Source organism: Draconibacterium orientale (assembly GCF_900111425.1).
GTDB lineage: Bacteria > Bacteroidota > Bacteroidia > Bacteroidales > Prolixibacteraceae > Draconibacterium > Draconibacterium orientale.
Genome location: NZ_FOHT01000028.1, coordinates 38,179 through 62,340, shown reverse-complemented (window position 1 = coordinate 62,340; position 24,162 = coordinate 38,179). Strand labels below are relative to the sequence as shown.

Sequence of the window (24,162 nt, the reverse complement as noted above, 5' to 3'; positions counted from 1 at the left end):
TAGCAGAAAAAACCTTCAAGTGTTTTTAAAACCTTGAAGTGTTTAAATAAAACAATATCTCACGTCTCAGTGCTCATCATCTCAGCGCTTAAAAATATTTACACGATCAAGTTCAAGCATCTAGCACCAAGAAAAAAGGCAAAAGGAAAAAGGAAAAAGTGTAAAAGTGAAAGTATCCAGCATCAATTATCCAGCATCCAGTATCCAGTATCCAGCATCCAGTATCCAGCATCAATTATCCAGCATCCAGTATCCAGTATCCAGCATCCAGTATCAAACATCAAGTATCTCATATCATGTACATAAAATATAAACACCTTCTTTTCTTCTCCATACTATTGTTTATTGGTGCAGAAAGTAGTATAGCTCAATCCCTATCCTTAAACAAACAAACCCTGAACGATTATTACCGTCGTCAGCAGTTACTGGGGAATGTGGATTCGACCCTTTCATTTACCTCCCGGCCTATCTATTCGGAAGCTTTGGGCAAAGAAGACCTATTCGATCCTGAAAACAGTATGGATAGTTCGAGCCTCCACAAATTCGATGGCAGCTTTTTCTTTCATAAGCGAAGAGGACAGTTTACTTTGCTTCCCGTGAGCATGCTGAATCAATACAATAGCCATCATCCGGAAGGGATTAACGATGGATCGATGATTCCGGCACGAAGTGCACAAATGCGTGCCGACCTGGGGTTCTATTTTAAATACAGCCTGCTGAGTATAACCTTTAATCCGGAATTGGTGTATGCCCACAATAAGCTTTTCGACGGTTTTCCTTCGGGGTACAAAACCACGCTGAATATGCAATTCCCCCACTCTAAAGGAAGAATTGATTTACCGGAGCGGTTCGGAGGTTTCCACTATACGAAATTCTTTTTAGGCCAAAGCAGTGTGCGTTTAACTTATAAACCCATCTCCATTGGCTTATCATCCGAAAACCTCTGGTGGGGACCGGGATATAAAAACTCCCTGCTCATGACCAATTCAGCCTCCGGTTTTTTACACCTAACCTTAAATACGGTACGCCCGGTAAAAACACCAATCGGTTCGTTCGAAGGGCAAATCGTTGCCGGAAAACTTGAAGAATCGGGCTATACCGAAGGTTTACCGGACGACTGGCGCTATTTAAATGCCATGGTAATGAGCTATCAACCCCGTTGGGTACCGGGTTTGTTTTTGGGTTTTACCCGAAGTTTTATGACCTACTCGGAGGATATGGGATCCGGATTTTCGGACTATTTGCCGGTACTTAGTTTTCTTTCCAAAAGTTCGGGAGGTTCCAATGAAAATGTGGACAGCCAGCGACAGGATCAACGTATTTCACTATTTGCAAGATGGTTATTCCCCGAATCGCATGCGGAGATATACTTTGAATTTGGCCGCGAAGACCATTCCTGGGACATGCGCGACTTTTTGATGGAGCCCACCCATTCTTCAGCCTATATTTTAGGGGCACATAAACTACTGGGCTTTAAAGGAAAACGTTATTTCCAGGTGCGGGGAGAAATTACTCAAATGGCTGCAAGTCAGACTAACATAAACAGAAGGAGCACTTATAAGCAACCGGCAGGGACGTGGTATTACCATTATCAACTAACGCACGGCTATACCCACAAAGGCCAGTTACTGGGTGCCGGAATTGATCCCGGCAGCAACACCCAAACGCTGGAAATCAGCTGGAATAGAGGACTAAAACAGGTGGGTATTGAATTTGAACGTTATGTGCACAACAACAACTTCTGGTATAACTATATTAAAGATTTCCGGGCCAACTGGGTGGATTTAAGCACCTCTGTTTTTGCCAACTGGGATTATAAAAACTTTCTGGTATATGGAAAAATAAAGCTGGTTAGCAGCCGAAACTACCAATGGCTTTACGAACCCACATTTGCCGAAGTGCAAGCCGACTACTGGACACATCCCAACAACACCTTCAACCTGCATACCCAATTGGGTATATCTTACCGATTCTGATCCCTATCCACCCGCTACCCGCTATACACAAAAATTAATTTGGATAAGGCACAAAAAAATGATCAATACCCAATAACAAATACCCAATGCAGAACAAGGTAAACGCACCAATTGCAGTTGATTTGGACATTGATTATTCAAAATTGGATATTTTACTTTTTAAATCATTGTGATACAATAAAATACACAGCCATAAAAAGATTCTTTCGCTTCATTGCATTTCGCTCAGAATGACAGTATGTTAGTTTTTTGATGTTGGGATAGAGTGGTTTGGCGGCTGTACCGCCAAACCACTCTATCCTCACCCAAAGCCAAAAGCCTTTCATTCCGAAGCGCAGCGAGGAATCTTTTTTAAGTTACCCGAAGATTACTGATTTTAACTCATTATAAACAAAAAGCCCACAGTTCTAAGCAACAGAACAACAAAAGGTTTCTGGTAAATCATTCCAGGGGCAAAGCCCCGGCAAGTTATACCAATTGTATTTCAAAGTGAGCCTTTGAAATTACAATGGTTAATGCCGATAGAAAATTAAAGAGGCTTTGGGAGTAAGCGAACCAAAGGCTTAGTTTAATTTCAAATCGGTATTATAGCATCGTCCGTAAGGGCGATGGTTTTAATGTAACATACAACGCCGAACAAGCAAAACCAGAGAAAATTATTAGATTTAACCATAATAAGAGCTTATCAGCAGACAAAAAAACAAACAAAACGACCAATAGTTTACCATTTCGCCAATGCAGACTTCGCCATTAATTTCCATTATCGTTCCTTGTTACAATCAAGGCAAATACCTGACTGAGTGTCTTGAAAGCATTCATTCACAAGGCTATGACAATTACGAGATTATTGTGGTAAACGATGGAAGTACCGACGCCTATACCAACCAAATTGTACGCGGGATTTCACACCCCCGAATAAAAGTACTGCAAACAGAAAACCAGGGCGTTTCCGCTGCCCGCAACCTGGGAATTAAAAATTCGACCGGAAAATACATTTTACCGTTGGATGCTGACGATAAAATTGGTACAAATTTTATTCAGCAAGCGGTTGAACTGCTGGAAAAAAACGACGACGTTAAAGTGGTCAATTGCCAAGTCGCACTTTTTGGCGCCAAAAATGGTATGTTACCTCTTGAATCCTATTCGTTAAAGAAGCTGCTGGCCAGAAACTTTATTGTGGTTTCTGCCATTTTCCGAAGGTCGGATTTTGACCAAACACAGGGCTACAATACAAATATGAAAGAAGGTTTCGAGGACTGGGATTTTTGGATAGCCTTGTTAAAAAACGGAGGTGCTGTTCATACCTTAAATGACATTGGCTTTTTTTATCGGATTAAAAGAAATTCAAGAAATGCTTCATTAATCGCAAGCCGGGAACATTTTCGGAAACTGAGGCAGCAAATATATATGAACCACCAGGATATTTATTCAAAACATCTCCTCGATCCCCAGGAATCATTTGAATATGAACTCATAACGCAGTCGCGCGAGTACCGATTAGGTGTATTTCTGTTGAAGCCCATACGAACTCTTTATCGCTTATTCCATTGACAAATAGTATAAAATACCTGTACGGGAAAAATTATAAGACATTGCTCTACGTTGGTTTAGCCTTGTTATTTCTCGATGTAATTATCGATCCCAGCAATAAAATATTTCATAGTAAATATGTTTTATTCCTGGGAGTTTTTGTGCTTTGGTTTCCGCTGCACTATAAAAAAACGGTATATCTCTCGAAACAAATCCTATTTGCTGTGGCCTTTATTGGCTTCTTTATGCCATTTTATGCCTTATCGGTTGGCCTGATAAAAAACTTTGCCGGTAACAGCACAATGGCAGAGCTGGTTTACCTGAACTCTTTTTTCTTCTTTTTCCTGCTGGTGATAATCGTTACCGAAAACATTCAGCTTCGCCCAGTTTTGAATGTATCGGCTATACTGCTTGTTGCAATGACGGCATTTTCCTATTTTCTGCCCTTAATCAATCCCGGCCTTTTTGCTAAGCTTTATGCGTTTTTTGTGATGGAAAAAGAAGTCGCCGTTTATGCGCTGCGGAATTACGGTGGTTTTACCCTGTTAATGGTGTTCTACAAAACTTCGCCGATACTTGTATTCCCGCTGGCTTATTACCTCCATCGGCTACTCATTTTAAAAATTAAAAAGAACAGGGGCGCGCAAATTGTTTTTATTTTGGCACTATGTACCACTCTGTTTCTTTCCGGTACACGGGCAAACATTTTGTCCATGACATTTATATTGCTTTTCTACCTTCTGTTTTATGCCTATAAAAATTCGAAGCCGCTTGCCTTACTGGTGGCATTTATTTATTTGGCCGGGTTCTTTTATGGGGCAAATCTACTGGCCGAAGTATTTTTAAACCGCTCTGAAATTTCCAACCAGGTAAAGCTCGGACACCTGTTTTCTTATATCGAACATTTTTCGAATCATATAGGTATTTTGCTCTTTGGACAGGGAATTGGCAGCACTATGTACACCTCGGGCATAAACAGTGTGGTAAGCGTAACTGAGTTAACTTATTTCGAATTAATACGCGTTTGGGGCATCCCCGTTTCGATCGTATTTGGCCTCATTCTGCTTATTCCGATCTTTTATGAAATCAAGAGTGGTTCCATTTCACACTTGTTTATTGCCTATCTGGCTTATCTCTTTATTGCAGGCACCAACCCGCTACTGTTAAGTTCAACCGGAATGTTGGTATTGGTTTATGTTTTTTCGCAAACCTATTCCACGACCTTCCCAAACGATGCTGAAAATGAGGCTTGAAATATTATTAGCGACATATAACAGCGAAAAATACCTGACGGAGTTACTTGATTCGTTACGGGCACAATCATACACCAACTGGGAGCTGCTGGTACACGATGATGGTTCCACCGACCAAACAACAACAATTTTAAAGAAATTTAGAAAGCAACATGGCATAGCGATTAAAATATTGAGTAGCGATAGGCAACTGGGACCAATGCGCAGTTTTGAGAAACTGATGGAATACAGTTCTGCTGAATACATCATGTTTTGCGATCACGACGATGTTTGGTTACCCCATAAAATTGAAGAATCGTTAGCTTGTATTCAGCAACTGAAACAGCAAAATCCGGATAAGGCAGCATTGGTTTTTAGCGATCTGGAAGTAGTGGATGAACAATTAAACACCATCCATTCATCGTTCTGGAACTATTCGAAAGTGAATCCCGGGAATGTTTACAATGTCTACAAGCTTTTGATTAATAATCCGGCCCCGGGCTGCACTTTTATCATGAACAAGAAGGTAAAACCATTGGTTCTGCCTTTCCCTGAGCAAGCCCGGATGCACGACTGGTGGATTATTTTAAAAGTTGCAGAATCGGGAGTGATCGATTACCTCAAAAAGCCGGGCTTACGCTATCGTCAACACAAAAAAAATGAAGTGGGTGCTGAGGGCATTAAAAACACTTACCTGTTGTCGCGTTTGGCCAATTTGTCACTCACAATAAAAAGGAATATGGAAAGTTATCGAATGATGAAATGTTTGTCGAACAAATATTCACTCCTTAAACTTCTCTGGTATAAACTGCGCATATCGCTGGCTAAACTTTTCTGACAAAATGACTATTTCAGTTTGTATTCCTACTTATAACGGCGGGCAATTTATAAAGGAACAGCTCGATTCGATTCTGAACCAAACGCGAGCTGTTGATGAAATTATTATTTCCGATGATTCATCGACAGATCAGACGGTAGAAATCATCTTATCTTTTGCCGATCCGAGAATCAAGTTATTCGAAAAGCAACAATTTTCAAGCCCAATATTTAATCTCGAATTTGCCTTAAAACAAGCTTCGGGCGACTATATTTTTTTAGCCGATCAGGACGATGTATGGATGCCCGACAAGGTAGAAATTCTGGTCAATGAATTGGCAACAAGCAAACTGGTAATTTCAGACGGAGTGGTAATCAACCAGCAGGGGAAAGAAATTGCCTCATCAATATTTGAAATCTTTAACTCGCGCCTGGGCTTTTTAAAAAACCTTGCAAAAAACTCGTACATGGGTTGTTGTATGGCTTTTCATAAAGATTTATTGCCGATTGTTCTCCCCTTCCCTAAAAAAATTGCCATGCACGATTTATGGATCGGACTAAATGCTGAACTGTTTACAAAACCGGTATTCTGCCCGGCCAAACTGGTAAAATACAGAAGGCATGATTTTAACAAAACACCACTGGATGCTCAAACCAACTCCAATTCGCTGGGTTATAAAATATTCTTTCGGCTTACGATGCTGTCACTTATTGTTTTGCGATTTGTACGACAAAAAATGAAATTAAAATAGATGCCGTTTAGCTCGAAAAATCAGACTTCGACTACGCTCAGCCTGACAGTCACCCTGAGCGTAGTCGAAGGGTGCCGATCAACAGGATTCTGATAAATATTGCCCAACAAAACTTACGATACACTAAAAGATAAAAATGGAAATGCCACGCCTGGTTGTATTGATTCTGAATTATAATTCGTGGGAAGCCACTGTTGACTACATCCGGCAATTAAAATTGCAGCAAAGTATTCAGCTTTCCATTTTGGTAGTCGATAACTGTTCTACGGACAATTCGCACAATGCTCTCGTTCAACATTTACAAAACGATGAACAAGTAGAAATCATTCAGTCAGCATACAATGGAGGCTACGCTTACGGAAATAATTTTGGTTTAAAATACCTTCAGAAAAAAATACCTGACAATACCTTTGTGGTTATAAGCAACAACGATATTTCAATTGATAATCCGAAGCTGTTAGCGCAACTAACAAACAGTTACGATCAGTGTAACGATATTGCCTTTATTTCGCCACTTATGCACATGGATGGCCAGCCGGCACCCAATGCGGCCTGGAAAATTCCGGATTTTTCTTATGATATCGGTACGGTAGCTGGTTTTAACCGGGCAAAAGCAAACCAGGCTGTTTATTACGATTTGCCCGCGCAACAAAAAACAATGGCTGTAGAATGCCTAACCGGCTCTTTTTTTATGGGGAAACTGGAAACATTTGCGCAGCTAAACTTTTTCGATGAGCGTACCTTTTTGTACGAAGAAGAGCGCATTTTGGGTCTGAAAGTAAAAAAAGCCGGGCTAAGGAACTACCTGGCTTTACAGCTTAAATTCTTTCACGAAGACTCCGCAGTTATCAGTAAAGAGATGAATCACCTGGCACAAATCCAGCATTTATTCAACAGTCGGATCGTTTTTCATCAATACCACGCCAAAACAAATAGCATTTTGCTTACCTTTTTAAAAGTATTTTACGCGCTGTATATTTTTGCCAAAAAGCTGCAATTAAGCTGTAGAAAGCCCAAATAAAGGCTTGTTCTCCCCTCAACAGGCTACCCATTACGCTATAAATTTTGGTAAAAGAGAGCCGTAAAATGGTTTTATGTAAATCGTTACAGGGGCAAAGCCCCGGCAAGTTATACCAATTGTATTTCAAAGTGAGCCTTTGAAATTACAATGGTTAATGCCTATAGAAAATTAAAGAGGCTTTGGGAGTGAGCGAACCAAAGGCTCAGTTTAATTTCAAATCGGTATTACAGCATCGCCCCTGCCTGCAGGCAGGCGTAAGGGCGATGGTTATTGTAAAATACTCAACATCCAACAGATAACAGGCTAAACCACAACAAATTCCAGTAAACTTGAATATTGATCATTCAGCATTGGATATTTTACATTTTAAATCGTTATAAACGAAAAGCATACTTTCTTTAGAAAAGAGGTGTATAAAGAGTAGTTCAACAAAGGAAAAAAAGCACCTTCCAATAACAAAGCCAGGGGCAATTATCAGGTTAAAATCCGAATTCTACTGAAGAACCGCAAAGGATGATTCGATTGAAATGAGATTTTATTACTTTTATTGCTCAAAATTTACGCATACAGTTCATTATTTAATACCTAAAACATAAGCTATATCTATGAGATTTTCTATCGTTAAATATTCCTGTTTCATTCTGATGTTCCTGTTTCTGATACAAGGAAAAGTGATGGCCCAGAGCCTAAACCCGATGGAACAAAATGTTTCGGAAATAAAATCGAGCCAGATTTCCGATGCCCAGATGCGGGTAATTATGCAACGTGCTATTGAGTCGGGACTTACACCCGACCAGATCGAATCCTTAGCCCGGTCGCGCGGAATGGACGAAAACGAAATTGAGAAATTTAAAGAACGCGCTGAACGTCTTTACGACAACAAGATAATGGAGGATGGCAGCAAGGGAGTAAAAATAAACACACGTCCGAAGGTAGAGTATCCCGAAAACCTCGAAGAACGCCTTCCCTACGCTGCAAAAACACCAACAAACGATAATTTTGGTTTTTCGCTGTTTAAAAATACCGACCTTACCTTCGAACCCAGCTTTAATGTTTTAACACCACGCGATTATTTAATTGGTCCGGGCGACCTGGTAAACATCGATGTTTGGGGAGCCTCGCAACACAGTTACCAGGAAGTGGTTTCAAACGATGGAAGTATAATTATTTCAAATATTGGCCCTGTATTCTTAAGCGGAATGACGACAGAAGATGCCGGAAAAAAACTGGAAACCATCTTAGGCCAGATCTACTCCGGACTTAAGGATGGAAAAACCTCGATGAAAGTTACATTGGGTGCTGTACGGAGTATCCAGATAAATATTGTGGGCGAAGTGGTTTTACCCGGAACCTACAATATTTCGGCAATGGCAACAGCTTTTAACGCCATGTACATCGCCGGTGGTCCGGCTGACAATGGTTCAATCCGTGATGTACAGATCATTCGTGACAATAAAATCGTTGCACACATCGACTTTTATGAATACCTGATAAATGCCAAACAATCCAATAACATCCGCTTACAGGATCAGGATATCATTTTCATCCCTCCTTATGAAAACCGTGTAAGGATAAACGGAGAGGTGAAACGCCCCATGGCCTTCGACATTAAGCCCGACGAATCGTTGGAGGACTTAATTGAATTTGCAGGAGGATTCACAGGAAATGCTTATACCGAGCGGGTTAAAATACTTCGGAAAACCGGCAAAGAAAAACGCATTTTAGACATTGCTACCGACTATTTGGATGTCATTCGCCTGGAAAATGGCGACGAAGTACAAATAGATGCCGTTTTGAATCGTTTTGAAAACCGGGTATTTATTTCAGGAGCGGTATTTCGCCCGGGTTCGTATGCCATCAACGAAGGAACAACATTAAAAGAATTAATAAACAAAGCCGATGGTTTACGCGAAGATGTATTTAAAGACCGCATCTCGGTTTTTCGCTTACAGGAAGATCTGACCAGGGAGCATATTGCTGTTGATTTGAATAACCTGTTGGCTTCCAATCTCGATTTCACCCTGCAACGCGAAGACTCTGTTCATATTCCTTCAATCCACGATTTGCGCGAAACACGTACGATACAAATTGAGGGCGAAGTGAAACAACCGGGAATTTATCCTTACTCTGAAAATACTACCGTTGAAGACTTTATTCTTCAGGCCGGAGGTTTGCTGGAAACGGCTTCTACAGCGAATATTGAAATTGCCCGACGCGTGGCAAACGACACCTCAACCGTTACTTCAGTAAAACTGGCTGATATCATTAAATTCCCCATCGATAAATCACTGGCGCTAAGCGACGAAGCATCCAATTTCGTATTACAACCTTTTGATCAGGTGTTTATTCGCAAATCTCCTGCCTACATGCCGCAAATGCTGGTAAGTATTAACGGCGAAGTGAATTTTCCGGGAAAATACTCGCTAACCTCACGCACCGAACGCATTTCCGATTTGATAAAACGATCGGGTGGTATAACGCCCGAAGCCTATATTAACGGTGCCAGTTTAATTCGAAAAAGAACGCCGAACCGAATCCTGACCGACAAAGCCATTGACAATATTGCAAAGGAAAAAGAATCGGCCAATACTATTAATATCACCCGAAACGAGTTGGATATCATTGCTGTTAACCTGGCAAATATTCTTTCGAACCCGGGAGGTAAAAGCGATTTGATTTTGCAGGAAGGCGATTCGATACGCATATTAAAATCGTTACAAACCATTAAAGTTAGTGGCTCGGTGTACAATCCCAATGTGGTTCCTTTCGACGAATCGATGAGTGTAAGGCAATACCTGGCCAATGCCGGCGGATTAACAAAAAGATCGAAACCCGGACATATTTATGTGGTTTACGCCAATGGCTCGGTTCGCAAAACAAACAAAACAATATTTGGCCGTAATTATCCCGAATTACAGGCAGGAGCAGAAATAATTGTTCCGAGTAAAGGCGAACGCAGAAAGATTTCCCAAACAGGTGCCATTTCGTTAGCTGCATCGCTCTCGCTTATTGTTGTAGCACTAATAAATACCATGTAATAACGGTAAGTGCCCGTAATACTGAAAGACATTATTGATCTAAAAATTCACTGTAAATTTTCATTGAATAAGAAATGAGCAAGAATACAGCTATCATAAATAAAAAAGATTACCTCGAAATAAAAGATCTGCTTCTCCGGCTCAAACAAAACCGTGGAATACTAATAAAATCGGCTGCTATCGCTTTTTTGGCAGGTGTATTTCTGGTCGTTTTTACGCCGAGGGTATATAAAACGGAAGTTAGCCTGTTAGCCGAATCGAACTCCAACAGCCCGGCAAATGGCTTAATGGGACAATTGGGAAACCTGGCAGGATTTGACGTAGGTGGTTTAATGGGCCTCGATATGAGTGGAAGTAATCAGAGCGCCTTAACACCCGACTTGTATCCCGAAGTGGTAAAGAGTACAACTTTCCTTATGGATATTTTACAGGAAAGGGTGTATTTACCCAAAAAAGACCTTACCATGTCGGTTAGCGAATACCTGCAGGAACATACCAAACCATCGATTGCGGGATGGCCGGGTTATGCCCTCAGCTTGTTAAAACCGAAGGGCGAAAAAAGAAGTATTCCTCAAAAAAATGAAGGAGAACCGTTGAATCTTTCTCAGGCCGACCTGGATTTGATTAAAGGACTGGCCGGTACCATTGAGGTAAACATTATAAAATCGGAAAGTGGAATTACCGGTGGCGACAGTAAAATAATTAAAGTGAGTGTGGAACAACAAGACCCTTACGTTTCAGCTCTTTTAACCGAAAAAGTGATCGCCAGCCTAAAGCAATACATTATTGATTACCATACCAGTAAAGAGAAAAAAGACCTGGCTTTTATCGAGGCTCGCTACCAGGAAGCCAAAGCCCGGTATTTTGAGAAACAGGAAGCTTTAGCCGATTACGACGACAGTAATGTAAATGTCATTCTGGCATCAGCAAAATCGCGCCGCGACAGGCTGGTTACCGAAAGTACGCTGGCCTCGAACCTGTACAAAGGACTGGCACAAAAGCGCGAACAGGCACAAATTCTCGTTCAGGATAAAACACCGGTATTTACCGTAATTGAACCGGCAAAAGTGCCCCAGCAGAAAAGCAGGCCCAAAACAATGTTCACCATCATCAGCCTTACATTGATAGGTTTGTTTGCGGGAACTTGTATTGTTCTGTGGAAGGAATTTGTGGTTGCAAAAGATAATACCAACATTAATTAATTGAGCAGATTCAATACTTTTTCCCAAATAACAAAAGGTTAAACCTAACTACAAAACCCAAACACAAGAAGGATATGAAATAAGTTAGAGCACAAATTAAAATGTTAACGCCTGATCAAACTAAATCCGCATTATCATCGTTAAAAAGCTAATGAAAAAACTTTCCATAATTAAAGGAGCACTTTTACTGCTCTTATGCATCGGTCCGCTATCCGGCTTATTTGCTCAATCACTAAGTCTGGAGTCAAATACTTTGGCAGGCACAAAAAACCAGCTCCCCTTTTGGCTATGGGCCAACCAGTTGGGGCAATTCGATAAAAACAGCAGTACCATACAAAACTTCAGTATTAATGCTTTTCATGGGCAACAAATCGGAGGTTCTGATTTCAGCTATCAGGTAGGTCTTGACCTTGATTTGCTACTGGCCGACGAAAACGACATCCGCTTTACCCAACTTTTTGGAAGCATGAGCTGGAGATTTCTTCAGCTGCAAATTGGCGCTTTCCCTGAGGAGGAAGTTTATGCCGGACTGTCAACCACTAACGGCAACCTGTCAGCATCGCGAAATGCAAGGCCTCATCCAAAAATAAGAGCCGGTTTTAACCGTTATGTTCCCGTTTTTACCGACTGGTTTTTTATCAATGGCTTTTATGAAGAGGGCCTGCTCAACGACGATCGTTATGTAAAAGATACGCATTTACACCGGGGAAACCTGTTTTTTCGCTTTGGCCAACCAAAATCGTTACAGGTAACGGTAGGAATTGAACATTTCGTAATGTGGGGCGGCACACATCCTGTGCTCGGCGAGTTTCCGGGATGGGAAGACTACTTCAACTATTTAACAGCCAGTGCCGGTGGCAATAATGTTATTGATAAAGAACAGCTTAATGCCATGGGAAACAGTTACGGCGTTTATCAGATTGAATTTAGCAAAGCCTGGGATAAACTGAATGCTACACTTTACATCAGCCATCCCTATGAAGATCACTCAGGAATGGAATTTGTTAATTACTCCGATAACCTGATTGGTTTACATCTTGCTTTTCATAAACAACAAGCTCACTTAAAAAATATCGTGTTCGAATATTTCCATACCAAAAACCAAAGCGGGGCTTATCTCATCGGTGAAGCTCCCGACGAAAACGGGCGTGGCCGTGGAATTGATGATTATTTTAACCACGGGTTATATCTTTCAGGTGCCACTTACAATAAAATGGCAATGGTGAGTCCGCTCTTTGCTCCCGTATTAATAGCTGATGGCACAAGCAGAGGTTTTGAAAACACGCGTTTTGCAGGTTTCCATTTGGGGGCTGACGGATTATTGTCTGAAACTTTTGCCTGGAAAGCGCTGCTAACCTATTCCAATAATATTGGGCGGCACAATGGACAAGGAGGCACAACCATCAGTCCTTCGCGTAAACAACTCTCAGCACTTGGGCAGGTTTCCTGGCAACCGCTGTCAAAAAAAATAAGTATTTCAACATCGGTAGCTGCCGATCGTGGAAGTGTTTATGATAATGGAGTAAACACCACTCGTTTGGGAGCAATGATTTCATTCAACTATTACTTCCCGAACTAAAAATTTCAGCGCCTTGTTTTTGGATAGACGTTTTTTATCTACTGTTAACAAAGCACTTTGCATTGGAAATACATCGGTTTAAACCGCGAATGAAATTTGATGCTATCGATATGTTGGAGGGAAGACAGAAGTCTGAATACGGAAGAAACAACTTCAACACCTCTTTCCGAACCGGGGTTCCAGACTTCAGTCTTCAGGAAAAATAAATTAATAAAAACTTATGTAACAGGAATAAACCTGGCTGCAATCAGGCAAGTTCGCAGGGTTAACCAATAAGTAAGAATAAAACAATTTGTTAAATATTTGATCTTTTTGAAGTTAAAATTCTTATTTAAATTAAATTTAGCTAATTTTGGCATCGAGTAAAATGTATTCAACAAAATAGCATGCATTTACGGTAAATTAAATTACCTATATAAACACAAGAACTAGATCATAACATTCTGATATGGAAATTATTTTAATCCTATCCGCACTTATTCTTAGCTTTCTACTCGTAATTGTAGTAGTACCCCCAATTATTCGCACCGCTAAAGCCAAACATTTATTTGAGCCCTTTGATGAACGAAAAGTACACACAGAGATAGTTCCTCCATTGGGAGGAGTTGCTATTTTTATTGGCTTCAGCATTAGTGCCATATTTGCCACAGATGGATTAGCCTATGATGCGTTAAAATATATTATGGCAGCCGTTATTATCATGTTCTTCATGGGCTTAAAAGACGATTTGATGATTCTTTCGGCCCGGAAAAAATTAATCATCCAAATTGTAACGGTAATATTACTCATCTCCTTTGCCAATATTCATTTCACGAATTTACACGGGGTATTCGGAGAGCATAAGATCGGAAATCTAACTAGTTTTTCACTATCGCTTTTTGCAATAATTGTGATCATAAATGCCTTTAATCTTATTGACGGGGTAGATGGACTCGCCTCCGGTTTAGGAATGCTGGCATCATCAGTATTGGGAACCTGGTTTTATTTAAGCCAAAACTATCCGCAGGCAATAATGGCTTTTGCCTTAGTTGGAGCACTGGCAGGCTTTTTCCTTTATAATGTTTTTGGTAGCAGAAATAAACTGTTTATGGGAGATACAGGATCGCTGATAATTGGATTAATTATTTCAGTAATGATTGTTTCATTTAACGAATTGAATTTGACTGCACCAGAGCCTTACCGTATAGGTGGAGCACCGGCTGTATCTTTTGCCATAATAATTGTACCTCTTATTGATACTCTCAGGGTTATGGCTATTCGAATAGCCCAACGACGCTCACCATTTTCGCCGGATAAAAACCATATCCACCACCGTTTGCTATCGTTACTTGGTTCGCATTTAAAAGTAACATTAACCATTTTGGCAGGCAACGTTGTATTAATTGCAATTGCACTTGGCCTCAACCACTGGCAGCTAAATGTAAATCTGCAGTTTATTACTGTTTTCCTGGTTGGTCTTGGGTTCTCGGCGATACCATCTTATGTACTGCGTACAAAAAGAGCCAAAAAAGCTTATTCTGCGTAGGCTCAATTACCACTTCTCCTAAGTATAAAAGTTACTATTCAAAGCAATAGGTGAGAAAGGATTATTGATTAAGGATGATGAAGGTAAGTTGGTCTCTTGGTAGTTTTGCCAGGTTAATTTTCGCCTTCGCGAATCCCAATCTTTCACAAAGTTGCTTAAAAACAGAACTTTTAAAATACCGCAAGTACATCGTTCAGAATAATTAAAATTCTTGAAGTTGACTATCCCCGTGGCAGAGCCAAGCGGTATTACGCCAACTTCATTTCAGCTAAAATGCTGAAAACCGAATTTTCTTGATTTCACCCTTCCGATATCCAATTTCACAATTTAGCTCATCTTCGTTGCGTTCAAATCCCAATCTCCTATCAACCTCATTCCCCACAAATCCTTCTCTCCCCTTTTCCCTTTCCCATTGTTGCACAACACTTTTATTTCTGATTAATAACCTTTTATAGGCAGTACATTTTATGTAAATTTAGATTAAACCATAAAAATTGACTGCCATGCCTAAAATTCGTAGAATTGATGCCCTCAACTACCACAAAAAACATCGTCCCGGGAAAATAGAAGTTATACCTACCAAACCACATAATACACAATACGATCTTTCGCTGGCATACACCCCGGGGGTTGCACAGCCTTGTCTGGAAATTGAAAAGGACAAGGACAATGCCTATAAATACACCGCAAAAGGAAACCTGGTAGCCGTAATTTCGAACGGAACTGCGGTTTTGGGTCTTGGTGATATCGGGCCGGAAGCCGGAAAGCCGGTTATGGAGGGAAAAGGTTTGTTGTTTAAGATTTTTGCCGACGTGGATGTTTTCGACATTGAAGTGGACGAAAAAGATCCGGACAAACTGATTGCCGTTGTTAAAGCTATTGCACCAACTTTTGGAGGCATAAACCTGGAAGACATAAAAGCTCCCGAATGTTTTAAAATTGAAGAAACGCTTCGGAAACAACTTAATATTCCGGTTTTTCACGACGATCAACATGGAACAGCAATCATTTCTGCGGCAGCCCTACTTAATGCTTTGGAAATAAACAAAAAGCTTATTGAAGATATTCAGGTTGTTGTTAGCGGTGCCGGAGCAGCCGCTGTATCGTGTGCTAAACTGTACATCAGCATGGGGGTAGAACCTGAAAATATTGTAATGGTTGACAGCAAGGGCGTTATAAACCGCGAACGTACTGATTTGAATGAGATTAAACAACAATTTATTACCAACAGAAAAATAGATACGCTGGAAGAAGCCATGAAAGATGCCGATGTATTTCTCGGACTGTCGGTTGCCGATGTGGTCAATAAAAAAATGATCAAATCGATGGCGAAAAATCCGATCGTTTTTGCCATGGCCAATCCCAATCCCGAAATCTCATACGAAGATGCTACTGCTGCACGAAAAGACATTATAATGGCTACCGGACGTAGCGATTACCCCAACCAGATCAACAACGTGCTGGGATTTCCCTTTATTTTCAGGGGAGCACTGGATGTGCGGGCAACCACCATTAACGAAGAAATGAAGATTGCGGCCGCAAAAGCACTGGCAAAACTTGCAAAAGAATATGTACCGGAAATGGTTGCCAAAGCCTACAACATGAAAAATATTGTGTTTGGCAAAGATTACATCATCCCCAAACCGCTCGATCCGCGTTTGATTACTACCATTTCTTCGGCTGTAGCACATGCTGCCATGGAAAGCGGGGTAGCCCGCAAACCCATAAAAAGCTGGACAGCCTACGAGCAAGAGTTAACGGAACGTCTGGGAATTGACAACCGCCTGATAATGGCCATTCGCACCAAGGCAAAACAAGATCCGAAACGAATTGTATTTGCCGAGGCCAACAGTTTCCGGATTCTTAAAGCCGTTCAGTTTGTTATTCGCGAGGGTATTGCACAACCAATTTTACTGGGCAACAAAGAGAAAATTCAGGAGCTGATAAAAGAAAACCAGCTGGATATTAACAATGTTCCAATTATCGACCTGTGCGAATCAGTAAGCGACGAAAAACGTCATCATTTTGCAAAAATCCTCTACGAAAAACGAAAACGTAAAGGAATGACTTACAACGAGGCGGTAGAAAAAATGTACAACCACGACTATTATGGTTCGATGATGGTGGAAACAGGCGAGGCAGATGCTTTTATTTCCGGATTCTCCAGAAAATATTCGTCAACCATTCGCCCAACGCTGCAGGTAATCGGCGTAAAAAAGGATTATAACCACATTGCAGGAATGTATATGCTGCTAACCAAAAGCGGCCCGTTATTCCTGGCCGATACAACCGTAAATATGAATCCTTCGGCACAAACACTTGCCGACACCACCTTGCTTACCGCAGCCGAAGTTCGTAAATTTAATATCGAACCACGCATTGCCCTCCTTTCCTACTCTAACTTTGGCGCCTATAAAGGAGCAGGCAGCCCGATAAGAGTAAAAGAAGCAGTACAGTTGCTGCATGAGAGTAATCCTGATTTAATAGTGGATGGCGAAATGCAGGCCAATTATGCCTTAAATGGCAAGTTGCGCTATTCGCGTTATCCCTTTAATAAATTGGGCGATAAGGATGCCAATACCCTTATTTTCCCCAACCTGAGCTCGGGAAATATTACCTATAAAATTCTACAGGCTTTGGGGCCGTACGAGGCGATTGGTCCTATACTGATGGGAATGAAAAAACCAATTCATATATTACAACGCGACAGTACCGTGCGCGAGATCATCAACATGACGGCCATAGCTGTTATCGATGCCCAGGACAACAATACGAACTAACACCTGGGCTTGCATAAAAATGCCGGGGTTCCTAATTGGACTTCGGCATTTTTTTTACTTCTAAAAAAACAGAAGCTTTCAGTACCATAATTACAGCAGCAAAAACAGGCAAAAGTACATCCCGGTACGAAAAGTGGCTTTCGTGTATCATATTTTCAATTTCAACACTATTTTTGTTTGTATGAATATTGACAAATATCCTTCGCGATTACTGGAGGCCGCTGTAAACGAGTTTTCAAAACTTCCCGGAATAGGCCGGAAAAGTGCTTTACGCCTGGTTTTACACCTGCTGCGGCAAGACAAAGAAGCGGTTAACTCTTTTGGCAACAGCCTGATACAATTACGAAACGAAATAAAACACTGCAAAGTTTGCCATAACATTTCGGATAACGATACTTGCCAGATTTGTTCCAATCCGTCGCGCAACGAAAGTGTAATTTGTGTGGTAGAAAATATCCGTGATGTAATGTCGGTGGAGAATACACACCAGTTTAACGGATTGTACCACGTACTGGGAGGGATAATTTCGCCTATGGATGGCATTGGCCCGGCAGAACTGGAAATCGATTCGCTGATTGAACGGGTAGATTCAGGCAAAGTTATTGAAATCATCCTGGCACTTTCAACCACCATGGAAGGCGATACCACCAATTTTTACATCTACCGGAAACTGAAAGGCAGGGAAATAAAAATCTCGACACTGGCGCGGGGCGTTTCCATTGGCGACGAGCTGGAATATACCGACGAAATTACACTTGGCCGTTCGTTAATGAACCGCGTTCCTTTCGAAAGCTCGTTGGGAAAATAAATTACGCATCAGAAAGCCGGTTTCTTTTTGTTATGAAAAGGAAACCTTACATTTGAGAGTAATTCGTTATCAACTTTAAAGTAGATTTCCATGGCCGGCAATAGTTTTGCCGACCAGCTTTTTTGAAAACACCAGCGCTGAAAAATGGATATTTCAATTGTTATTGTCAACTACAACGTAAAGCATTTTCTCGAACAATGCCTCCACTCGGTTGAGAAGGCTTTGCAGAAGGTACAAGGCGAAGTTTTTGTTGTTGATAATAACTCGGTTGACGGCTCGGCGCAGTTAATTACCGAAAAGTTTCCCCATGTTATTTTCATCCAAAATACCGAAAACATCGGTTTTTCACGAGCCAATAACCAGGCCATTCGGCAGGCAAAAGGAAAATATATTTTGTTGCTGAATCCTGACACCGTTGTTGAGGAAGATACTTTTGAAAAGGTACTTTCGTTTATGGAAGCACACCCCGATGCGGGCGGTCTCGGTGTAAAAATGATTGATGGCAAAGGCCTTTTTCTGCCGGAATCAAAACGGGGATTACCAACACCATGGGTGGCTTTTTATAAAATGTTCGGTCTTTCGAAACTTTTCCCCAAATCGCGTAAATTCGGAAAATATCATCTCTCCTACCTCAACCCGGATGAAGTGCATGAAATTGATGTACTGGCAGGTGCTTTTATGCTGCTTCGTAAATCGGTACTCGACAAAGTAGGATTGCTGGATGAAACATTTTTTATGTATGGCGAGGATATCGACCTTTCGTACCGCATTCAAAAAGGGGGATATAAAAATTATTACTTCCCCGAAACAACCATAATCCACTACAAAGGCGAAAGCACAAAAAAGGGCTCGCTAAATTACGTGAAGGTATTTTACAAGGCCATGATTATTTTTGCGCATAAACATTTCTCGGGAAGTAAAGCAAGCGTTTTTGCCCTGCTAATTCATCTGGCAATTTATTTCCGGGCTTTGCTTTCTGCCTCAAAGCGTGTCTTGCAAAAATTGTATATTCCGGTTATTGATGCCTTGCTGATTTTTACCGGATTCTGGCTGATCACTCCATTTTGGGAACAGTTCCGCTTTCATCAATCCGATTATTACCCGCCGGAATTTATACAATTTGTAGTTCCGGTTTACTGCTTGTTTTTTTTGTTTGGCATTCGTTTTTCGGGAGCATACAAAAAGCCCGCAAGCCTTTACAAAGTTGGCCGTGGAATACTTTGGGGGCTTATCGCGTTGCTGCTGGCCTATTCGCTGGTTGACGAGCAATACCGCTTTTCGCGCGCCTTAATTCTTTTGGGCACTGCCTGGGCCGCAATTATCCTCACCGGCTACCGCTTGTTGGGCCACTGGCTAAAACTCTGCGATTTTGCCCTGAACACACAGCGTGCCCGTAAAATTGCTATTGTTGGGCATTCGAAAGAAGCTCTCCGTGTTCATCAAATTTTGGAAGAAACCCGGATTCGGTCGCAAATGGCCGGTTTTATTGCGATCAATAGTAGCGATAAAGGCCCCAATTACATAGGTGAATTGAGCCAGCTGGAAGAGATTATTCGGATTAACCGTATTGATGAAATTATTTTTTGTGCCGAAAATATCAGCTCGGCCGAGATTATTAAAGCCATGCTCGACCTGAGTCGCCTGGATATTGATTACAAAATTGCGCCTCCCGAAAGTGCAAGTATCATCGGCAGTAATTCCATTCACACCGCCGGCGATCTTTATGTGGTGAACCTCAACGCCATTTCAAAAGCGGCCAACAAGCGAAAAAAACGTTTGTTCGACATATTTACAGCTCTATTGATCTTTTGTCTGAGCCCGATTCTTATCTGGTTCACAACAAATAAAGGAAACTTCATTAAAAACAGTTGCAGGGTAATTGCAGGAAAGAAATCCTGGATTGGTTACATACCGGAGGTTACAACAGAAAACAAACTTCCGGCAATAAAAGAAGGCGTTTTACATCCGGCTGACAGGTTTCCTGAATTGAAATGGGATAAAGAAAAATTAATTCAGTTGAACAGGTCGTACGCAAAAGATTACAATTTACTGTCGGACATTGAAATTTTGCTGAAAGGCTGGAAACACATAGACCGGTAATCATAAAAACCAAAGAAGATGAACGAAAAACTAAGCTATGGAAAAATAATCCTCCGTCCCCTTGAACCGGAAGACCTTGACCTGTTATACCAATGGGAGAATAACACTGAGATTTGGGAAGTGAGCAACACTAAAACGCCGTTCTCGAAACACATTCTTGCCCAGTATCTTTTGGAATCGGCAAAAGACATCTACGAAACCAAACAGCTTCGTTTAATTATTGAAACTTCAGATAAGAAGCCCGTTGGAGCCGTTGATCTGTTTGATTTTGAGCCCTTTCACATGCGGGCCGGAGTTGGTATTCTCATCCACAAAAGCGACGACCGTAAAAAAGGTTACGCCAGCGATGCACTGCAAGCCTTATCCAACTATTCGTTTGAAATTCTGGGATTAAGGCAATTGTACGCCAACATTACTTCCGACAATTGGGGTAGCATACAGTTATTCGAAAAATCGGGATTTACTCAAAGTGGCATCAAAAAAAACTGGATTAAAACGTTCTCCGGGTGGAAAGATGAATTGTTTTATCAGAAGTTTTTGGGATAAAGTTCATTCATCCCAAAAATCATGGCTACCATTTTCGCTTCGTAACACATCTTACTCTGCTAACACATTAATCTTCGGCTACGTCATTCCGAACTTGTTTCGGAATCCCGGCTGCTTAACAGATGCTGAATCCGTCAGCTGACGGACAGCATGACGGAGCGTAGTTGCATAAGAGTTACCTAACTAAAACCCTGGTATTTCCTTCAAAAAAGAATAGCTGTTCTTTTCATAGTCAATCTGGCAGGCAAAATGTTGCATTCCGTTCGATACCACTACCCGTTCAACGCGCAAAGCCATGTTGTAGCGCACCACCTGATCGAAAGCGTTCTGCGTAATTTTAACGTTTGGCGCTTTAAATTCAGCAATAAAATATGGATTTCCGTTTCGCTGATAAATCAATAAATCGAAACGCCGCTGTTGCTGATTCACCTTAATTTGTTTTTCCACAGCCATTAAATTCTGCGGATAACTTTTTTCCTGTATCAGATATTGAATAAAATTCTGGCGCACCCATTCTTCCGGCGTCAGCACCACAAATTTCTTCCGTATCGGATCAAATATCAATGTCTTATTATTTTCTGTTTTTGTTCGGAAAGCATATTCCGGCAAATTCAGTTTATACATCATCTTCTCATTAACTTATTAATCGGAAAAATTCAAAAAAATTTGCACACATAGTGTTGACGATTGAGTTATCCCTGACAAATAATCATTTTTTAATTATTTCGTCAACCCTTCGGGTAATTAATTCAAAAAAATGAATTAATCAGGCTAACTCAACTTGGCTGGCGAGCGCTAAAAATGTACATTTGTGTTCGCCTTAAAACCAAAAGTTTTCCTATTTGTTCAAAGGTAGAATAATTCAGCTTATGAAGACGAAAAAAGAAATTGTTGACAACTGGCTGCCGCGATATACCGGCAAAAAGCTCGAAGAAATTGGCCAGTATATTTTGCTCACTAATTTTCAGGATTACGTAGAACGGTTTGCACGCAAATTTGAGGTTCCGGTTGAAGGAACCGACAAAAACATGCCCAGTGCAACTGCCGAAGGCATTACCATGATCAACTTTGGCATGGGAAGCCCCAATGCGGCTACAGTAATGGATTTGTTAAGTGCCATACACCCAAAAGCAGTTTTGTTTCTGGGAAAATGTGGAGGTTTAAAAAAGAAAAACCAGCTCGGCGATTTTATCCTACCGATTGCGGCTATCCGCAGCGACGGTACATCGGCTGATTACCTGCCACCTGAAGTTCCGGCACTTCCGGCATTTAACCTGCAGCGGGCAGTTTCGCACATTCTCCGAAATTCGGAGCAGGATTACTGGACAGGCGTGGTGTTAACCACCAACCGCCGGGTTTGGGAATACGACGAACGCTTTAAAAAGTACCTCAAAAAAACACGCGCAATGGCCATCGATATGGAAACAGCAACCCTGTTTACCGTTGGTTTTGCCAACCAAATACCAACCGGAGTTTTATTACTGGTATCCGATCAGCCTATGATCTCTACCGGCGTAAAAACCGACAAAAGCGATCAATATGTTTCTTCATCCTATGTAGAGAGGCATATTCAGGCTGGTATTGATGCGCTACTGGAAATTAAAAACCACGGACTTTCTGTAAAACACTTACGATTTTAAAATGGAGTACAGCGACATACTGCACAACCTGAAAAAAGGCATCTATCACCCCATTTATTTGTTACAGGGCGAAGAAGCTTATTTTATTGATGAACTATCGGATTATATTGAAGACAAGGTGCTGACTGATGCCGAAAAAGGATTTAACCAAACCATTTTTTATGGAAAAGATTCGGATCCGGTAAACATTGTAGAAGCCTCGTTACGTTTCCCGATGATGGCCAGCAAGCAGGTAATAATTGTGAAAGAAGCGCAAAGCCTGAGCAAAATAGAAACGTTGACATCGTATGCCGAAAAGCCGCTGGCTTCTACCATTTTGGTATTGGCTTACAAATACAAAACCCTCGATTCGCGAACAAAACTGGCCAAAGCCATAAAAAAGAACGGTGTACTTTTCACCTCGAAAAAACTGTACGAGAATAAAATTCCGGGCTGGATTGACGGTTTTCTAAGAACGCACAATTATACCATCACACCGCAGGCAGCTTTATTGCTTACTTCGTACCTGGGAACGGATTTAAGCAAAATTGCCAACGAGCTGAACAAACTGGTAATTGCCGTAAAAGACACCACAAAAATTACACCCGAGCATATCGAAAAAAATATCGGGCTGAGCAAAGAGTTTAACATTCTTGAGCTTCAAAATGCATTGGGCGAAAAAAATGTGCTAAAAGCCAACCGGATCATTAATTATTTTGGATCGAACCCAACGCTGAACCCGATTCAGAAAACCGTGGCCGGACTGTATTTCTATTTTTCAAAACTGTTTACTTATCATTTTCTAAAAGACAAATCGGAACGAAATGTCGCAGCCGAACTACGTGTTCATCCTTTTTTTGTAAAAGAATATGTTTCGGCAGCCAAGCGTTACTCTCCTACCAAGCTGTACGAAATTATGGGAGTCCTGCGCGAATACGACATGAAAAGCAAAGGATTTAACGTATCAACAATGGTTGAAACCGGCGAGTTGCAAAAGGAAATGATCTATAAAATATTACACTAATGATAGTTTGGTTTATTATCGGCGTAACTGCCGTAATTTCATATATTGCCTTTCAAAACCGCGAGTTATCGGCAAAGCTTCAGTTTAATGCCGTACAAATTATTCACCGGAAAGAATTTTACCGCCTCGTGAGCCACGCCTTTGTTCATGCCAACTGGTCGCATTTGGGTGTAAACATGCTGGTACTTTATTTTTTCGGACGAAATACCGTGGTTTATTTCGACTATTACTTTGGAAATAAAGCCACAGCTTATTTTCTTTTGTTGTATTTCGGCGGTATTTTGGCTTCGAACATCTGGAGCCTGATAAAACATAAAAACAACTATTACTACAATGCCGTTGGTGCTTCAGGTGCGGTGTCGGCTGTGCTGTTTGCCACCATTTTTTTCCAGCCCTGGGAGTCGTTGTATTTGTTTGCCGTGCTTCCAATTCCCGGAATTTTGTTTGCCGCCGGTTACCTTTTTTACTCGTACCAAATGAGTAAACGACAATCGGACAATGTGGCACATGATGCCCACTTTTTGGGAGCTGTTTTTGGTTTCATTTTCCCAATTTTGCTAAAACCCGAATTATTTACCCGCTTTATCGACAATTTGTTTTCGTTCCTGTAGTTT

Annotated in this window: 18 protein-coding genes; 17 read left to right on the top strand and 1 reads right to left on the bottom strand. The window is 41.2% G+C overall.

All coding sequences use genetic code 11. The features are described from left to right. The first annotated feature begins 296 nt into the window (after positions 1–296). The 14 genes from BMW53_RS15080 (at position 297) to BMW53_RS15015 (ending at position 20,905) form a co-directional block, all read left to right on the top strand. Complete coding sequence (locus tag BMW53_RS15080; RefSeq protein ID WP_074780906.1) at positions 297–1,976, top strand: capsule assembly Wzi family protein; 1,680 nt, start codon at positions 297–299, stop codon at positions 1,974–1,976. Positions 1,977–2,711: 735 nt separating this feature from the next. After that, positions 2,712–3,527, top strand: a complete 816-nt coding sequence (locus tag BMW53_RS15075) for a glycosyltransferase family 2 protein (protein ID WP_038563152.1) — start codon at positions 2,712–2,714, stop codon at positions 3,525–3,527. Next, positions 3,524–4,759: a hypothetical protein gene (locus BMW53_RS15070; protein ID WP_038563154.1), complete on the top strand. Its 1,236-nt coding sequence runs from the start codon at positions 3,524–3,526 to the stop codon at positions 4,757–4,759. Before BMW53_RS15075 ends, BMW53_RS15070 begins: the two co-directional genes overlap by 4 nt. Further along, positions 4,749–5,576 carry a glycosyltransferase family 2 protein gene (locus BMW53_RS15065; RefSeq protein WP_168136458.1) on the top strand — a complete coding sequence of 276 codons (828 nt, stop codon included), beginning with the start codon at positions 4,749–4,751 and terminating at the stop codon, positions 5,574–5,576. Before BMW53_RS15070 ends, BMW53_RS15065 begins: the two co-directional genes overlap by 11 nt. A gap of 4 nt (positions 5,577–5,580) precedes the next feature. Further along, on the top strand, positions 5,581–6,306 hold the full coding sequence (locus BMW53_RS15060) for a glycosyltransferase family 2 protein (protein WP_038563157.1): 726 nt from the start codon (positions 5,581–5,583) through the stop codon (positions 6,304–6,306). 136 nt (positions 6,307–6,442) lie between these two features. Further along, positions 6,443–7,327, top strand: a complete 885-nt coding sequence (locus tag BMW53_RS15055; protein WP_038563160.1) for a glycosyltransferase — start codon at positions 6,443–6,445, stop codon at positions 7,325–7,327. A gap of 605 nt (positions 7,328–7,932) precedes the next feature. Next, a complete protein-coding gene (locus BMW53_RS15050; protein ID WP_038563162.1) occupies positions 7,933–10,365 on the top strand; it encodes an SLBB domain-containing protein in 2,433 nt (810 codons plus the stop codon). 74 nt (positions 10,366–10,439) lie between these two features. Next, positions 10,440–11,567: a GNVR domain-containing protein gene (locus BMW53_RS15045; protein ID WP_038563165.1), complete on the top strand. Its 1,128-nt coding sequence runs from the start codon at positions 10,440–10,442 to the stop codon at positions 11,565–11,567. Between the two features lie 151 nt (positions 11,568–11,718). Continuing rightward, the gene (locus BMW53_RS15040) at positions 11,719–13,146 is read left to right on the top strand and encodes a capsule assembly Wzi family protein (protein ID WP_081804929.1); all 1,428 of its coding nucleotides are present in this window, start codon (positions 11,719–11,721) and stop codon (positions 13,144–13,146) included. A 448-nt stretch (positions 13,147–13,594) separates the two neighbouring features. Next, on the top strand, positions 13,595–14,671 hold the full coding sequence (locus BMW53_RS15035; RefSeq protein WP_038563171.1) for an MraY family glycosyltransferase: 1,077 nt from the start codon (positions 13,595–13,597) through the stop codon (positions 14,669–14,671). 503 nt (positions 14,672–15,174) lie between these two features. Next, complete coding sequence (locus tag BMW53_RS21610; RefSeq protein ID WP_038563173.1) at positions 15,175–17,451, top strand: NADP-dependent malic enzyme; 2,277 nt, start codon at positions 15,175–15,177, stop codon at positions 17,449–17,451. A gap of 181 nt (positions 17,452–17,632) precedes the next feature. Next, a complete protein-coding gene (gene recR, locus BMW53_RS15025) occupies positions 17,633–18,259 on the top strand; it encodes a recombination mediator RecR (protein ID WP_038563176.1) in 627 nt (208 codons plus the stop codon). A 144-nt stretch (positions 18,260–18,403) separates the two neighbouring features. Next, positions 18,404–20,359 (top strand): glycosyltransferase, encoded by a 1,956-nt coding sequence (locus tag BMW53_RS15020; protein WP_038563179.1) that lies wholly within the window; start codon positions 18,404–18,406, stop codon positions 20,357–20,359. A gap of 18 nt (positions 20,360–20,377) precedes the next feature. Then, positions 20,378–20,905 (top strand): GNAT family N-acetyltransferase, encoded by a 528-nt coding sequence (locus BMW53_RS15015; RefSeq protein ID WP_038563182.1) that lies wholly within the window; start codon positions 20,378–20,380, stop codon positions 20,903–20,905. Between the two features lie 183 nt (positions 20,906–21,088). Here the strand turns inward: BMW53_RS15015 and BMW53_RS15010 are convergent, their stop codons facing one another. Beyond that, positions 21,089–21,532, bottom strand: coding sequence for a type I restriction enzyme HsdR N-terminal domain-containing protein (locus tag BMW53_RS15010; protein ID WP_245749055.1), 444 nt, complete (start codon positions 21,530–21,532; stop codon positions 21,089–21,091). A gap of 242 nt (positions 21,533–21,774) precedes the next feature. Between BMW53_RS15010 and BMW53_RS15005 the strand changes: the two genes are divergently transcribed. Genes BMW53_RS15005 through BMW53_RS14995 form a run of 3 tightly spaced genes read left to right on the top strand, consistent with a single transcriptional unit; the run spans position 21,775 to position 24,159 of the window. Continuing rightward, complete coding sequence (locus BMW53_RS15005; protein ID WP_038563187.1) at positions 21,775–22,545, top strand: AMP nucleosidase; 771 nt, start codon at positions 21,775–21,777, stop codon at positions 22,543–22,545. A 1-nt stretch (position 22,546) separates the two neighbouring features. Then, on the top strand, positions 22,547–23,548 hold the full coding sequence (gene holA / locus BMW53_RS15000; protein ID WP_038563190.1) for a DNA polymerase III subunit delta: 1,002 nt from the start codon (positions 22,547–22,549) through the stop codon (positions 23,546–23,548). Continuing rightward, the gene (locus BMW53_RS14995) at positions 23,548–24,159 is read left to right on the top strand and encodes a rhomboid family intramembrane serine protease (protein ID WP_038563193.1); all 612 of its coding nucleotides are present in this window, start codon (positions 23,548–23,550) and stop codon (positions 24,157–24,159) included. Before holA ends, BMW53_RS14995 begins: the two co-directional genes overlap by 1 nt. The last annotated feature ends 3 nt before the right edge of the window (positions 24,160–24,162 follow it).